The sequence below is a fragment of the Marinovum sedimenti genome (assembly GCF_054052205.1).
Genome location: NZ_CM133223.1, coordinates 3,305,586 through 3,320,594, shown reverse-complemented (window position 1 = coordinate 3,320,594; position 15,009 = coordinate 3,305,586). Strand labels below are relative to the sequence as shown.

Below are 15,009 nucleotides of genomic sequence, written 5' to 3'. Positions count from 1 at the left end.
GGTATCGCCGTAATGGAAGATCGCAAGCTCCCTTACAGAAGCCGCTCGCCCGGGCGCAAACTGATCGAGTTAACTCTGTATTCTGACCTCGAAATAAACCGCAACGCGCTCCTGAGGTAGCAAGGATCCACTGCACTGCCATTGTAAACCGCCGCGATAGCCACTTGGCGTCGGGGCGGTCGTGAGGCTACAGGGGAAATTGGCCGGGGCGTCCACGACACCCGGCGCGGTCGCGGTGAGGCTTGTGTAGATGGGCGTCGCATCACCAATCGAGACCGCAGATATCGGCGCATTGCCTGAGTTGCGAAAGATGATCCGGTAAATCAGAACATCCCCCGCTCTGCCAGAGTTCCGGGTTGAAAAACCGGCGCCTGTGGTGAGATCGCAAACCCCCTGCGTGGCATTACACACTTGTTTCCCAAGCTCGACTGCATTGCCACCGTCGATTGTCACGCGATCGATATTTGAGACCACGGCACGCTCCGAAGTGCCGGTGAAGGTCGCATTGGCCGTCACGTCGAAACTGACGGCAGACCCCGCCGGGCTGGCGCTGGACGTCTGGACCGTGGCAATGATGCAGATCTCTTCACCCGCGATGGCGGCAATGGGCGCGTCGATGGCGGTGTCGCCCGGTGAAATGTCTGCATCACATCCGACGTCGCGCCACAGAGAGATGCTGGTGATCGCTGGCGTGCTTTCGGCGATGTTCGTCACGGCAAAATCAATGCTCATGTCAGACGTTGCGATAAAGCGGTGAGAGATGTCGATGCGGCCGCCGCTTTGAACCGCGACTTGCCGGTCGGCACTCAGGTTTGGGTCGTCGACAACCCCGAAATTCAGCAGGGCATAACTGGTGTTGGCCGCCGGGGTGAACGTGAGGCTGCCGTCCAGCCGATCCGCGTCTGGGAACGGGCCGGGGTTGGAGGAGATGTGGCGCTCCGTCGGAGTGATCTCGGCCAGCGAAAGGGTCAAGGCGGTTCCGGCAAAGCTGTTGTCCACGGCAACGGAAAACGCCCCGTCCAAAGCTGTGCTGGTGGTGGCGATCAGCGTCGTGTCGGCGGCGCGCAATTCAACCGTCCGCCCGCCGAGGCGCTGCTCGGTGCCGTTATAAATCCCGTCGTGGGCCGTGCCACCGCCCGCGCCGTTGTCGTTGATCACCTGGCCCTGCAGAGTGATCGTGCCGCTGGTATCGCGGGTCACAGTCGCGCTGGCCTCGTCATCGTCGGCAATGCCGTCGGACAAGTCATCGGTCAGCGGCCCGACGTCGGGGTCACTGTCTGGATCAGGCAACGAGCTTGCGATGATTTCAGCAATGTTCGTGGTGTTTCCGGTGTCGCGCATCGTGACACGAAGGGTCAACGTTTCAGTCTCGCCAGCCAGCACCTGACCCAAATCCCATATGCCGGTTCCAACATCAAAGGTATCGCCATTGGCCGCGGCATCATGAGACACAAACGCGTATCCGTCAGGGATCAATTCGCTGACCTTAACACCCGTGGGTGCACTGGGGCCCGCATTGGACACGCTGATCACAAAGTCGATGGCATCCCCGGGCTGCGCCGTTGCGAGTGGCAGGCCGGTTGCGGCGCTTAGCGCGGCCTTGGTGATGGACAGATCGGCGACAGGCGCGACAGGCGGGTTGGGGTTGATGATTGTCACCTTGTAATCCTCGACTTCGCCATCGGCGTTGAACCCATCGAAAGGATCAGAGACGAGCGCGCTGCTTGTCGACCAACGCAGTCGGGCGAATGTGTCGCCATTGATGGCAGTCGGGGGCACGGGAATATCAAGTGTGATCGAGTCGTTGAAAACGCCATCGGTATCGCCGGTGCCACCGTCACGATAGTTGATGGCGACGTGATCCTCGGTCGAGAAAACACCGTCACCGTCGAAATCGATCCAGACCTGTAGATTGGTAATGCCGGGTAGCCGCAAGGCCGGTATCACCAGGGCGTTCGAGATACTCAAGGTCTCGTGCGTCACCACGGTCAGCGACGATGTGCTGCCTGCGGTGAACGTTGGGAACGACGCGACAGCATCTTCGTCGTCTGATGCGCTAAGGTCATCGCCATCCGCATTGGCGCTGTGGATTGTGATAATATCCGAGTCTGGCAGCCCGGCACCAAGATAAATCGAGGGCACGACTGCGTGCCGCGGGTCGCCGTAGCTGGCTGGCGCATCGCCGCGGTCAACAAGATCTGCCGCAGCGATCAGCAAGGAATAATCTTCGACCTCACCATCGGCTGCGAAGTCTGAAAACAGCAAACCCGACTGGCTGGCGTACCGGAAACGCGCATAGGTCAATGCGGTGGTCGCATCCACCGGAACCAGAACCGTGAATTGAATAACACCATCGCCCGCAAGAGTGTCATCGCCGGTGCCGTCATCGCGCAAATCGGTTGCAATGCGTTCACCGAGGGCATCGTCGAAGAGCCCATTGCCGTTGTAGTCTAGCCACGCCTGCAGAAAACCATCACCAACGACTTCGACGGAAAGCGTCGTGTCCACACCTTGGGTCAGGAGCGGCAGAGCAACACCATCCTCATCGTCCTGATTGGTAGTGTCATCGCCGAGCGCACCTGTACCAAAGGCCGGTGTGGGCTCGGTATCTGGTGCAACCGCGCCCATGTAAACCAAAGGCACAGTCGGGACGTTGTGAATAGGCGCGCCATAGCTGATGGGCGCATCGCCATAATCCACCCCAATCCCGTTCAGGACACCGATGATAATCTGCGCCTGATCGCAATTGCCGGGGTTGGCGTCTTCGCAAAGTTCATAGGTTATGCGGTAAATGCCAGCGGGTGTGGACGCAGGCACGGTGACACGCCCCTCATCTGGGCCGCCGGTCTCAAGGAATGGAACAGCGTCGCCGGGATTGTTCGGCGTTGCCTCTGTCAAAACGGTTGCGGTCACATTGGCCGCATCCACAGGGACCAGCGCGATTGAGTCATTGGCGAATGCATCGCCAGACAATCCGCCAGTGACACCGTCCAGCGGGCTCGCTGCGAAATCATCGTTTTCGGCGGCAATCTGTGCAAAGATCGGCGCGCCGACAACAACCGAGGCAGTGGCCGGGCCAACGGTTTCATTGCCGATGATCCCGACAACGCTGTTGCTGTAAACCTTGTCGCCTGCATCAAGCGTCACGTTGTAGCGCAGCACAAGCGCGCCGTTCGCCGGAACAACCCAAGTGATATCGGGCTGGGATTCCCAGACCACCGTGCCGGTCGCGCCCGTGGCAGGCACCGCAGACGAATTGCTTTCAGTGACTTCGCTGGTCAAATCGGTCGTGGCAAACACCATGCCGGCGGGCAGCGTATCCTCGATCCGCGACAGCAGGGTATCGGTGGTCGAGGAGTTGCTAAACGTCACGGTAAATGTGGTCGCCCCACCCTCGGATGGCAGGACCGGTACAGACGAGGTCTTCTCGACAGAGAGCGGGTTGATCCCCGGCAGGAAGGTCACCGGCGGCTGGCTGTCGAAATTGCCGGTGTATTTGAGGTTGTTGCCACTGGTCTGGGCCGAATAAGGCAAAGCCGTGGTCGATGCGCCGGCGCACATATAAACCAGCTCGTACCTGACATCCAGAATGTGACCACTGCCGCCCTGACGCGCCGATGCCTGGAAATAGAACTGATCTATCGTTCCGACGGGGATGGCATTCACATCGGAGGATAAGATTTCGACTGACTTGAGACGAAAGCACTCGGCGTCAAAACTGATATTGCCCGCCAGTTGCAGGAAGTATTCGTCATCCGGCGCGGCATTGCCGAACTGGTACTGCACGTCAAAGAACACCGAGCTGCCGATGACGTTGCCTGCCGAAATCGTCGTGATATTGACCAGCCCGCCGGCGCTGGCCGCAATCGAGGACAGCGTAGTCAGGCTGGCGGCGCTGCTGACCGTTCCGACATCGGCGTCGTTGAAATCAAAGCTGATCGCGTCTGTCAGATCGACCGTACAGGGATAGGTCACATACCAATAGACCGCCTGTGACGCGCCGGGCTGAAGGCTGCCGATGGTCTGAACCGGAGCCTGCCCGCCCGTGAAATCAAACCCCGCCAGCGTGTCCAGCCCAGTCACAGTCGCCTGCAATCCTGAAATCGTGTTGAGCGAGGTATTGGTCACGATCCCGCCGATATAAGCGGCACGCGGGCCCTCACCGGTGTCGCAGCCATTGCTGTCGACGATCATTTTCTGGTTCGCAGTGGCCACATTCCCAGTGGTGAACTGAAACGAAATATCGCCCGGCGTCAGCGCAGCTGCCCCTATGGCCGACATCGCCAACATGAAGACCGCCATCACCCAAATGACAGCCAACTGTATCGTCCTGATCATACCTACGCCACTCACACAAAACACTCACAACCTATGGCCTATTCCCAATCGGTTAACGCAGTGTGCGTCCGTATAGATTGGTGATATTTTGTATCGTTTGATAGGCTCCCGGCGCGTCATCCGCACATTCCGCAGCGGACGTCTGGCGTCAGAGGCCCATACGCCGGTACGGTGGTCCGGGCGAGGTGAAGAGCGTTTCTGTCCTGCGGTCTGTGGGCGTCAAACAGGCCTAGCTATCTCCCAACACAGCTGCTTCATCCGACCCGCCGTTGTCTGACCGGATCTTGGCAGGGGAGAGATTGAGACCCAAAGAGCCAGCAGCCCTTCCTCACCGTGCTTGAGCAAGTGAAAACCCGAAACTGCTGTGCGTTTGTCACCTAGAGGCTATTGCCCGTGGAGCCGGGATAACGGCGCTGGCGGCCGCCTTCCTTGGGCTCATAGCCGACCCTCGCTCCCATATTCTTGAGGTTTTTGGGCCGTTCGTGAAACCGCCTAGGCCAAAGGTGCTGAGTTCCGATCACAAGCGGTTCCTGCATCCATCCTGCCAGCGATGCACGGATGCCTTAAGAGATTTCAAAGCGCACGGTCTTCTGGGTCTTGCTTTGCAGCACCGACGCGCGTTCCTAAATTTGACCTGATGGCCATGTCCGGGGGACACGCGGGGCGCTGCCTTTGCGGCGCAGTACACTACGAAACCGGCGCGCCACCGCTTTGGATCACGGTCTGCTATTGCCGGTTTTGCCAGCGGGCCACCGGGTCGGACAGGATGATCGAACCGATCTTTGACCGGGCCGGTTTTACCTTTGGTGACACGTCTCCAGCGGTCTATACCCTGTCCTCGGACGGAAGCGGCAAGGAGATCCACGTCCATTTCTGCGCTGCCTGCGGCACGAAGCTCGCGCTGACTTTTGAGCGTTGGCCCGACAGGATCGGGATTTATATCGGCACGCTCGACGCGCCCGTCGCGGTGATGCCCTGCCCCGAAAACTGCAAGCACATCTTCGTCTCCGAAGCCCGCCCGGGAACACTCCTCCCGCCCGGCTTCAAGACCTACGCAAGGCACGCCACCGAGAACGATGGCACACCCGTTGACCCCATCGTATATGCGCATCCCTTCACGGTCGGCGCGTAAAGCCGGAAATGTGCACTCCACGGCTGGATAGGGGGCGCTGCCCCCTCGGCCTATGGCCTCACCCCCGAGGTATTTTTAAACAGAAGAAGGGTTAAGGGGTTTTTGCCCCAACCGCGCCGCGCACCATGTCCCAGTAGATTTGTTGCACCTCTTCAAGTGAGAGGCGGCCGCCGGCGCGGTACCAGGTGTTGACGCCGGTCAGCATGGCGATGACCGCAAGCGTGGCGATCTTGGTGTCGGGCAGGTCGAAGGCGCCGCTGGCCACGCCGGCGCGCAGGATGGCTTCGAGCTCGTCCTCATAGGTGCCGCGCAGGGTTTCGATGATTGCGAAATTGTCGGGGTCGAGGTTGCGCAGCTCCATGTAGGAGATGAAGATCGCCTCGGGGCGTTCGACGTTGAACCTTATGTGGAAGCGGGCGAATTGTGCCAGCCGGTCGAGTGGGTCTTGGACCGGATGTTCATGAGCCGTGTGTTCTAGGGTTTGGTGTTCTTGGGACGGCTGTTCCTGGGCCCAAGCCGCGAGGAGATCGTCCATGTGCCCCTTGAGCAGCGAGAACAGCAGGCTCTGTTTGTCGGGGGTGTAATTGTAGAGCGCGCCCGCCTGAACGCCCACCTCGCCCGCGATCTGACGCATCGATACAGCGGCAAAACCGTGCCGTGCAAAGAGCTTGAGCGCTGCGGTGCGGACCCGGGGGCCGGTGATGTCGGAGTGTGAACCTTGGGTGCGTGCCATGCGAGCACCATAAAACTGAACGCACGTTCAGATCAATCACCAATCCTTGCCCTTCGCGCCGGCATGCGGCATGAACGTGCCACGACGTTAACGGAGCCGTCATGCGCCTGACCCGGATTAGCCTTTGCCTCTGTCTTGGCCCCCTGCTTGGCGCGGGCCTTGTGGCCTGCACCCAGTTCCCCGATCTGGCGAGCAGCGAAGGGCCCGAGGTTGAGGCCGCCGCTTACCCCCGGCTTCTGAGTGTTGACGAATTGCGCGTGACCCCAACCAGCACCACCACCGTTGCCCTGCAGACCTCGCTTTTGGCGCGGGTACAGTCGCTGCGGGCGCGCGCAGCGCGGTTGGAGGGGCCGGTGATTGACCGTGCCACCCGCGCCCGGATGGCGCGCGGCGTCCAGTAGCCTCATATTTCACGCCAGCGATCGGCTTGCCGTTGCACCCCGCCCCGCTTGGGGATACATCGCGGCTCAAACCCGTGACCCTGCTGGAGGATACCCCCATGACCACACCTTTGCGCCTCGGAATTGCCGGGCTTGGCACGGTCGGGGCCGGTACGGTCAAGATCATCCGCCAGAAAGCGCATCTTTTGGCGGTGCGCGCTGGTCGCCCGATCCAGATCAGCGCTGTCTCCGCCCGCACCCGCGACAAGGATCGTGGTGTGCCTTTGTCGTCATACGACTGGGAGGACAACCCGGTGTCGCTGGCGACCCGCGACGATGTTGATGTTTTTGTCGAGCTGATGGGGGGTGCCGATGGCCCCGCCAAGGCCGCGACCGAGGCCGCGCTGCGGGCCGGTAAAGACGTGGTGACCGCCAATAAGGCGATGCTGGCGATCCATGGGCAAGAGCTGGCCAAACTGGCCGAAGACAACGGCGCGGTGCTGCGGTTTGAGGCGGCGGTTGCCGGTGGCATTCCGGTGGTCAAATCGCTGACCGAAGGCTTGGCGGGCAATGAGATTACCCGCGTTTTGGGCGTGATGAACGGCACCTGCAACTACATCCTGACCCGGATGGAGAGCTCGGGCCTGCCGTATGACGCGGTGTTCGAAGAGGCCAATCAGCTGGGTTATCTTGAGGCCGATCCCGAGCTGGATGTGGGTGGCATTGACGCCGGGCACAAGCTGTCGCTTTTGTCGGCGATTGCCTTTGGCACGCAGGTCAATTTTGGCGGTGTCGAGCTTGAAGGCATTGGCCGCGTGGTGATCGAAGACATTCGCGCCGCCGCCGACATGGGCTATCGGATCAAGCTTTTGGGCGTGGCGCAGATGACCGGCCGTGGGCTGGAACAGCGGATGTCGCCGTGCCTTGTGCCCGCGTCCTCGCCTTTGGGTCAGCTTGAGGGCGGCACCAATATGGTGGTGATCGAAGGCGATGCGGTGGAACAGGTTGTGCTGCGCGGCCCCGGTGCGGGTGAAGGCCCGACCGCCAGCGCGGTGATGGGCGATGTGATGGATATTGCGCGCGGCTTGCGGGTGTCGACCTTTGGCCAACCCGCCGCGACGCTGACCAAAGCGCAACCGGCCCAAAGCGGTGCTCCGGCGCCGTTTTACCTGCGCATGACCTTGCAGGACAAACCCGGCGCGCTGGCGAAAGTGGCCACTGTTTTGGGCGCGTCGGGCATTTCCATCGACCGGATGCGGCAGTACGACCATGCCGACGAAGCAGCACCAGTGTTGATCGTGACGCACAAGACTCAGCGCTCTTTGTTGAACGAAGCGTTGGAGGCGATTGGCCAAACCGGCGTCGTGCTCGGCGAGCCTGTGGCGCTGCGGATCGAGGCGGTCTGAGGCGGGTGTGATTAGGCGATAGCGGTACAGGTGCTGGGCCGCTCTCGCCCGTCGACAGCCGTGGAGAACGCATATGCACGTCACATTGTGGAAGGTCGACGCGGCACACAAAGCGCAACTGCGCGACATGCTGCGCCCCTATCTCTTGGAACTCGGCCAATACGGCAACGTTGACCTCGATTACCCTTATCTCGACGCCTATTGGGTCGCGCCGGACCGCTGGCCCTATATGTTGGACACAGACGACATGTTGGACACAAACGACGGGCCGGCGGGGTTTGCCTTGGTCAACACCCATGCGCTGTCCGACAGACCGCTCGATTTCGCCCTCGCCGAATTCTATGTCTGCCCGGCGTTTCGCGGTGCAGGGGTTGGCCAACGTGCCGTGCGCGCGCTGCTTGCCACCCATCCCGGCGTTTGGGAGCTGGGCATCATGCGGCGCAACGCCCCGGCAAGGGCGTTCTGGCGGCAGACGCTGAGCAAGCTCACCCTTGCCAGTCTTGAGCGGACCGAGGTCGATGACGCCGAACTTTATCACTTCTCAACCCACGGTTAGCCGCCGCTTTGGCCAAGGAAACAGCATCCTGCGCCCGGCTTGCCCCTAAGCTCTCGTATGCTATCGCTACCAGCGACCAAGCCACTTGCGGCCCCGTCCTTGCACAAGGTAGTCACGAAGGCGACGCTGCTTTTACAAAGGATTTCGCCGATGGCTCCCAAGGATTTCAATGACCGCATGCTTTCACTGGGCCTTGCCCGGGTGGCCGAACAAGCGGCGATTGCCAGCGCCAAACTGATTGGTCGCGGTGACGAAAAAGCGGCGGATCAGGCCGCGGTGAACGCCATGCGTGAACAGCTTAACCAGCTTGATATTGCTGGTGTGGTGGTGATCGGTGAGGGCGAGCGTGATGAGGCCCCAATGCTGTTTATCGGCGAAGAGGTCGGCACCGGCAAAGGCCCCGGCGTGGACATCGCGCTTGACCCGCTTGAAGGCACGACGCTGACCGCCAAAGACATGCCCAACGCGCTGACGGTGATTGCGATGGGGCCGCGCGGCTCGATGCTGCACGCGCCGGATGTGTATATGGACAAGCTGGCGATTGGGCCGGGGTTCAAGACCGGGGCTGTCACGCTGAGCATGTCGCCCTCGGAACGTGTGTCGGCGCTGGCGGCGGCCAAGGGCTGTTCGACCAACGAAATCACCGTTTGCGTGCTGGAACGTCCGCGCCACGAAGAAATGATTGCCGAATTGCGCGCCACGGGCTGTGCCATCCGGCTGATCACCGACGGCGATGTGGCCGGTGTGATGCATTGCGCCGAGCCGGAACTGACCGGCATCGACATGTATATGGGCTCTGGCGGCGCGCCCGAGGGCGTGTTGGCGGCTGCGGCGTTGAAATGCATGGGCGGGCAGATTTTCGGCAAGCTGATGTTCCGCAATGACGATGAAAAGGCCCGCGCGCGCAAGGCCGGGATCACCAATTTCGACCGGGTGTACACCCGCGATGACATGGTGACCGACAACGTGATCTTTGCCGCCACGGGCGTCACCAGCGGCTCGCTTTTGCCGGGGCTGAAGCGCACACCGGGCTGGACCACGGCCGAAACGCTGCTGATGCGGTCCAAGACCGGATCGGTGCGGCGGATGATCTATCGTCACCCGGACGAGGCATGACCAAAACCGCCTTGGTGATGATCGACTTTCAGACCGGATTTAACGATCCGGTCTGGGGCGCGCGCAACAACCCGCAAGCCGAAGACAACGCCCGCGCTCTGGCCGCTTTTGCGGCGGCGCAGGGCTGGCCTGTGCATTGCGTGCGCCATCTGAGCACCGAGGCGGGCAGCCCGCTGCATCCCTCTCGCAGCGGCACCGCGTTCCTGCCGGGGCTAGCACCGGGCGCGGGCGATACGCTGCACGAAAAGTCGGTAAATTCCGCCTTTATCGGCACCACGCTTGAGGCCGATCTTCGCCAGCAGGGCATACGCCATGTGGTGATCTGCGGGCTGACCACGCCGCATTGCGTCTCGACCACGGTGCGGATGGCGGCCAACCTTGGCTTTGGCGTGACGCTGGCGCAGGACGCTTGCGCGGCCTTTGGCGCCAATGCCGATATGAGCTGGGATGCCGGTGCGGTACAGCCCGATCCCGACACCATCCACCGCCATGCCGTGGCGCATCTGCACGGTGAATTTGCCCGCGCGCGCCGGGTGGCGGACATTATCGGAGACGCCGCATGACCGCCTTTCTCGGGGTTGAACACTCGCTCACCGGCCGGCGCTGGGTTGGCCCCGGGCTTGAGGTTGAACGCCAGGCGGACCTGATGGAGCAGGCCACCGGCCTGCCCCGCGCCTTGGCCCAGATTTTGGCGCGGCGCGGTGTGGCCCCCGAAGAAGCCACCGGTTTTCTTGACCCCAAGCTGCGCGATTTGTTGCCCGATCCCCGATCCTTGCGCGATATGGAAACCGCCGCCGCGCGCCTGCTGCAAGGGTTGCAGCGCAACGAAAAGATCGCGATCTTTGCGGATTACGATGTGGACGGCGGCACCTCGGCGGCGCTGCTGATCGACTGGCTGCGGCATTTCAATCGCAAGGCAACGCTGTATGTGCCCGACCGGATCGACGAAGGCTATGGCCCCAACGAGCCGGCGATGGAAGCGCTGGCACGCGATCATGACCTGATCATCTGTGTCGATTGCGGCACGCTGTCCCACGGCCCGATTGCCGCCGCCAAAGGCGCGGATGTGGTGGTGCTTGATCACCACCTTGGCGGCGAAACCCTGCCCGAGGCAGTGGCGGTGGTGAACCCCAACCGACAGGACGAAGACGGCGCGCTTGGCCATCTCTGCGCCGCCGGGGTGGTGTTTCTGGCGCTGGTCGAGGCCGGGCGGCAATTGCGCGAAGCGGGCCAGAGCGGGCCGAATTTGATGTCGCTGCTCGATCTGGTGGCGCTGGCCACGGTGGCCGATGTCGCGCCGCTGATCGGGGTCAATCGTGCGCTGGTGCGGCAGGGTCTCAAGGTGATGGCCGAACGCCAACGCACCGGGATGGTGGCGCTGGCCGATGCCGCGCGGCTTGATACGGCACCGGCGGCCTATCACCTTGGCTATGTTTTGGGGCCACGGGTCAACGCGGGCGGGCGCATCGGCCAGGCCGATCTGGGCGCGCGCCTGTTGTCGACTGACAATCCAGCCGAGGCCCGCGCGATGGCCGACCGTCTGGAAGAGTTGAACGCCGAGCGCCGCGAGATCGAGGCCGCCGTGCGCGCCGCAGCGATGGCACAGGCCGAGGAGCGGGGCTTTGATGCGCCGCTGGTCTGGGCGGCGGGCGAAGGCTGGCATCCCGGCGTGGTCGGCATCGTCGCCTCGCGGCTCAAGGAACTGACCAACCGCCCCGCCGTGGTGATCGGCTTTGACGGCGAAGATGGCAAAGGTTCGGGCCGCTCCGTGGCGGGCGTCGACCTTGGCGCTTCGATCCAGAAGCTCGCGGCGGAGGGCCACCTTCTCAAAGGCGGTGGGCACAAGATGGCGGCGGGCCTCAGCCTCAGCCCGGCGCAGCTCGAGCCGGCGATGGCGCGGCTGTCGGAACTGCTGGCGCGTCAAGGCGCGGGCGACGGCGGCCCGGCTGATTTGCGCTGTGACGGCGCGTTGATGCCCGGCGCGGCGACCACGGAACTGGTGGACCAACTCGAAGACGCCGGGCCCTACGGCGCCTCCGCCCCTGCCCCGCGCTTTGCCTTTCCCGACATGGCGATCCGTTTTGCCAAGCGCGCCGGCGACAGTCACCTGCGGCTGAGCTTTTCCGACGGCCTCACGCCGCCGATTGACGCCATAGCCTTTGGGGCCTTCGACAGCCCGCTGGGCAGCGCCCTGCTCGACCACGGCGGTGCGCGGTTCCACCTTGCAGGCAAGCTCGACATCAATACCTGGGGCGGACGGCAAAAAGTGCAGCTTCGGCTTGACGATGCGGCCCGCGCCGACGGGTGACACCGGTGCACGCGCGGTTGTCGCCGCACAGTTCTGCGCCGCAGCATCGACATAAGTTCAGCGGTCCAATCCATTTTGCCCAAGCGGCATTTTTTTGCAATTTACCCCTTGCGCTACCCGGCGGCTTTTCTTAGAACCCGCCTCACGCCAAGCGCTGGCCCGTTCGTCTATCGGTTAGGACGTCAGGTTTTCAACCTGAAAAGAGGGGTTCGACTCCCCTACGGGCTGCCACTTCTTCCGATGCGCTTTGGCGGCGTGCTACGACGGGCCTTTGCGGCTTCAGACATCATGCCAGGCACTGGCCCGTTCGTCTATCGGTTAGGACGTCAGGTTTTCAACCTGAAAAGAGGGGTTCGACTCCCCTACGGGCTGCCACTTCCCTTTGCAAGTCGTTGCTTTTGCTGCAAAAATCGTAAGCATGCATATCCTGCTGCGAGTCTAATGCAGCAAACAAATCGCCATCTTGTCGCCTCGACGCCACTGCGCCCGATCACGCATTCGTGAACACTTCGCCTGCCGTATCCGGTGACCATGCTGCATTGTCGGCGAAACATTGGTCGGAACAGCGCATGGCAATCGAATCCCTTTATTGGAAAGAAGACCTCGCTCGTATAGCGAAAACTATCCGTCCCGTTCCCAAGCCGAAGCGTTGGTCGGAACGTGCGGTTTGCACGGTCGAACGTGACGTGATGATAGGTTTCTTCATAGTTCGCAGGATGATTGAACTTCACAAGGTTTCATCGCGTATCGCGAAAATGAAAGTTGATGTGTTCGGAACACCAACTGTAAAAAACGTTACTTTTCTCAACCGCTTTTCACTCGAAGAAAACTACGATTGGGAAGCCGAAAAACTTGAAAAGAAGTCCGTTGCCTACGTCTGCAACCAAAGTATTCACGCCTATGTAAGCTTTGTCCTTCGCGGCACCGACCGCAATTGGTCTGATTTGGTCGTTGTTTCGGACTTCGACCGTAACAAGGCCGTCTGGCGCATACCCTTCCCGACAATCATTAAGTTGTTTGAGGAAACCTCGAAAGGTTGGCCGTCAGGCGCAAGTTGGGTCTTTGATGAAAAGATGGGCGATTATCGTGTGACAACAGAATAAAAAGGGCCCCGGCGCATTGCTGCAACCGGGATCAGAAATTGGGTGCGCCCGACGGGAGGAGATCGCCGGGCGCGTGGGCGCACCATCAAGGGTGCGACCCGGTCAGCGCATCACGACAGGTGATGCGTCTCTTGCAGGCCAAAGACAGCGGTGTCCAAGCCCTCCATTCGTGCCTTCAGTTGCAGCGCAAGGTACAGCGAGTAGTGCCGCGACTGGTGCAGATTGCCGCCATGGAACCAGAGGTTGTCCTGCTGGGTCGGTTTCCACATGTTGCGCTGCTCGCCTTCCCACGGGCCGGGGTCCTTGGTGGTGTCAGAGCCGAGGCCCCAAACCTTGCCAACCTTGTCGGCGACCTCTTGGCTGATCAGATCGGCGGCCCAGCCGTTCATCGAGCCATAGCCCGTCGCCATAACCACCAGATCGGCCTCCAGGTGCGTGCCATCCGACAGCATCACGCCGGTCTCATTGAAGTGGTCCACCTGGCCTTGGACCAGCTTGACCTCGCCGTCGATGATCAGCTGACTGGCGCCCACGTCGATGTAATACCCCGATCCGCGGCGCAGGTATTTCATGAACAGGCCAGAGCCGTCATCGCCCCAATCGAGATTGAATCCGGCCTTCTCAAGACCAGCATAGAACTCTGCATCGCGTTCTTTCATCTGGTCGTAGAGGGGGATCTGGAACTCGTGCATGATCCGGTAGGGCAGAGAGGCAAAAACCATGTCCGCCTTTTCCGTGGTCATCCCCGAGGCCACCGCCTCTTCGCTGTACAAGGAGCCCAGACCGATATCCATCAGCGTGTCGGACCGCACGATATGGGTAGAAGAGCGCTGGACCATTGTCACATCGGCATCCGCTTCCCAAAGGGCGGCGCAGATGTCATGGGCCGAGTTATTCGACCCGACAACGACCACCTTCTTGCCGGTCCAGGCATCCGGGCCCTGGTGCTGCGAACTGTGCTGGATGGTGCCCTGGAAACTGTCCATGCCGGGAAAGTCCGGCACGTTGGGTTTGCCCGACATGCCTGTGGCCAGCACCAGCTGTGTGGGCCGCAGTGTGACCTCTTCGCCATCGCGGTTCACCTTGACGGTCCAGGTACCAGCGCCCTCGTCATACTCAGCGCTCTGGACCTCGGTACGGATCCAATAGTTGATCTCCATCACCTTGGTGTACATCTCGAGCCAGTCACCCACCTTGTCCTTGGGCGTAAAGACCGGCCAGTTGTCCGGGAACTTGATGTAGGGTAGATGATCGTACCAGATCGGATCATGCAGGCAGAGCGACTTGTAGCGCGACCGCCATTGATCACCGGGTCGGTCGTGTTTGTCCAGAACGATCGTCGGAACGCCAAGCTGGCGCAGCCGCGCGCCAAGGGCGATGCCACCCTGACCGCCGCCGACGATCACGGTATAGGGTTGTTCGGAATAGCCCAGCTCGGCCGCTTCGGCTTCGCGCGTCTCGGTCCAGGATTTGCGGTTCTTGGCGGCGCCGTGTTCCGCCCCCATCGGGCGGCGTTTGCCACGGTTTTCCTCGTGGCCCTTGAGCTCCTGTAGCGCGGTCAGCAGCGTCCAGATCCGCCCCTCCTTCAGGCGCATCAAACCCCAGCCCCGGCCAACGGCGGTCTCAAACGTGATCCAGGCGGTGGTCACGCCCCCATCCTCGCCGGGGATTTCACCATCCTGAAGGGCAAAACCGCGCGGTTTGGTATGTTTCAATTGCGCCGTCAGCATGTCCTGAACACCGGACGGCCCCTCGACCGTCTTCATGTTCCACGTTACGGCAACCAGATCGCGCCAATAGCTGTCCGTGGCAAATAGGGCGCTTGCGGCCTGCGCGTCGCCTTCCTCAAGGGCGGCGTTCAGGGCGTCGAGTGTCTCTTGCACCTCTGCGGTGACTGTCGAGTCGAGCATTGCGGTTCCTCCTCATCAGCAATGTGA

At 61.6% G+C, this 15,009-nt stretch carries 11 protein-coding genes and 2 tRNA genes; 10 read left to right on the top strand and 3 right to left on the bottom strand.

The genetic code is table 11. The features are described 5' to 3' along the window. Window positions 1-69: 69 nt before the first annotated feature. The gene (locus tag ACW9UO_RS15910) at window positions 70-4,320 is read right to left on the bottom strand and encodes a GEVED domain-containing protein (protein ID WP_457086747.1); all 4,251 of its coding nucleotides are present in this window, start codon (window positions 4,318-4,320) and stop codon (window positions 70-72) included. 568 nt (window positions 4,321-4,888) lie between these two features. On the opposite strand from ACW9UO_RS15910, the gene ACW9UO_RS15905 reads away from it, so the two are divergent. Then, window positions 4,889-5,470, top strand: coding sequence for a GFA family protein (locus ACW9UO_RS15905; RefSeq protein ID WP_457086746.1), 582 nt, complete (start codon window positions 4,889-4,891; stop codon window positions 5,468-5,470). Between the two features lie 91 nt (window positions 5,471-5,561). Here the strand turns inward: ACW9UO_RS15905 and ACW9UO_RS15900 are convergent, their stop codons facing one another. Beyond that, on the bottom strand, window positions 5,562-6,203 hold the full coding sequence (locus tag ACW9UO_RS15900) for a TetR/AcrR family transcriptional regulator (protein WP_457086745.1): 642 nt from the start codon (window positions 6,201-6,203) through the stop codon (window positions 5,562-5,564). A 101-nt stretch (window positions 6,204-6,304) separates the two neighbouring features. On the opposite strand from ACW9UO_RS15900, the gene ACW9UO_RS15895 reads away from it, so the two are divergent. The 9 genes from ACW9UO_RS15895 (at window position 6,305) to ACW9UO_RS15855 (ending at window position 13,072) form a co-directional block, all read left to right on the top strand. Further along, window positions 6,305-6,604, top strand: coding sequence for a hypothetical protein (locus tag ACW9UO_RS15895; protein ID WP_457086744.1), 300 nt, complete (start codon window positions 6,305-6,307; stop codon window positions 6,602-6,604). Window positions 6,605-6,702: 98 nt separating this feature from the next. Further along, window positions 6,703-7,989: a homoserine dehydrogenase gene (locus tag ACW9UO_RS15890; RefSeq protein ID WP_457086743.1), complete on the top strand. Its 1,287-nt coding sequence runs from the start codon at window positions 6,703-6,705 to the stop codon at window positions 7,987-7,989. A 73-nt stretch (window positions 7,990-8,062) separates the two neighbouring features. Then, window positions 8,063-8,545 carry a GNAT family N-acetyltransferase gene (locus ACW9UO_RS15885; RefSeq protein ID WP_457086742.1) on the top strand — a complete coding sequence of 161 codons (483 nt, stop codon included), beginning with the start codon at window positions 8,063-8,065 and terminating at the stop codon, window positions 8,543-8,545. Window positions 8,546-8,695: 150 nt separating this feature from the next. Further along, window positions 8,696-9,661: a class II fructose-bisphosphatase gene (gene glpX / locus ACW9UO_RS15880; protein WP_457086741.1), complete on the top strand. Its 966-nt coding sequence runs from the start codon at window positions 8,696-8,698 to the stop codon at window positions 9,659-9,661. Further along, window positions 9,658-10,224 carry an isochorismatase family protein gene (locus tag ACW9UO_RS15875; RefSeq protein ID WP_457086740.1) on the top strand — a complete coding sequence of 189 codons (567 nt, stop codon included), beginning with the start codon at window positions 9,658-9,660 and terminating at the stop codon, window positions 10,222-10,224. Before glpX ends, ACW9UO_RS15875 begins: the two co-directional genes overlap by 4 nt. Continuing rightward, on the top strand, window positions 10,221-11,969 hold the full coding sequence (gene recJ, locus ACW9UO_RS15870; protein WP_457086739.1) for a single-stranded-DNA-specific exonuclease RecJ: 1,749 nt from the start codon (window positions 10,221-10,223) through the stop codon (window positions 11,967-11,969). Before ACW9UO_RS15875 ends, recJ begins: the two co-directional genes overlap by 4 nt. Window positions 11,970-12,125: 156 nt before the next feature. Further along, window positions 12,126-12,200, top strand: a tRNA-Glu gene (locus ACW9UO_RS15865). A gap of 69 nt (window positions 12,201-12,269) precedes the next feature. Next, window positions 12,270-12,344 (top strand) — tRNA-Glu (locus ACW9UO_RS15860). A 194-nt stretch (window positions 12,345-12,538) separates the two neighbouring features. After that, complete coding sequence (locus ACW9UO_RS15855) at window positions 12,539-13,072, top strand: hypothetical protein (protein WP_457086738.1); 534 nt, start codon at window positions 12,539-12,541, stop codon at window positions 13,070-13,072. 110 nt (window positions 13,073-13,182) lie between these two features. On the opposite strand, the gene ACW9UO_RS15850 is transcribed toward ACW9UO_RS15855, so the two are convergent. After that, window positions 13,183-14,982, bottom strand: a complete 1,800-nt coding sequence (locus ACW9UO_RS15850) for an NAD(P)/FAD-dependent oxidoreductase (RefSeq protein WP_457086737.1) — start codon at window positions 14,980-14,982, stop codon at window positions 13,183-13,185. Window positions 14,983-15,009: the final 27 nt, after the last annotated feature.

Excerpts from the sequence above, each read along its gene's own strand:
- ACW9UO_RS15905 (WP_457086746.1), top strand. The coding sequence starts at position 4,889 with ATGCACGGATGCCTTAAGAGATTTCAAAGCGCACGGTCTTCTGGGTCT.
- ACW9UO_RS15900 (WP_457086745.1), bottom strand. The coding sequence starts at position 6,203 with ATGGCACGCACCCAAGGTTCACACTCCGACATCACCGGCCCCCGGGTC.
- ACW9UO_RS15895 (WP_457086744.1), top strand. The coding sequence starts at position 6,305 with ATGCGCCTGACCCGGATTAGCCTTTGCCTCTGTCTTGGCCCCCTGCTT.
- ACW9UO_RS15890 (WP_457086743.1), top strand. The coding sequence starts at position 6,703 with ATGACCACACCTTTGCGCCTCGGAATTGCCGGGCTTGGCACGGTCGGG.
- ACW9UO_RS15885 (WP_457086742.1), top strand. The coding sequence starts at position 8,063 with ATGCACGTCACATTGTGGAAGGTCGACGCGGCACACAAAGCGCAACTG.
- glpX (WP_457086741.1), top strand. The coding sequence starts at position 8,696 with ATGGCTCCCAAGGATTTCAATGACCGCATGCTTTCACTGGGCCTTGCC.
- ACW9UO_RS15875 (WP_457086740.1), top strand. The coding sequence starts at position 9,658 with ATGACCAAAACCGCCTTGGTGATGATCGACTTTCAGACCGGATTTAAC.
- recJ (WP_457086739.1), top strand. The coding sequence starts at position 10,221 with ATGACCGCCTTTCTCGGGGTTGAACACTCGCTCACCGGCCGGCGCTGG.
- ACW9UO_RS15855 (WP_457086738.1), top strand. The coding sequence starts at position 12,539 with ATGGCAATCGAATCCCTTTATTGGAAAGAAGACCTCGCTCGTATAGCG.
- ACW9UO_RS15850 (WP_457086737.1), bottom strand. The coding sequence starts at position 14,982 with ATGCTCGACTCGACAGTCACCGCAGAGGTGCAAGAGACACTCGACGCC.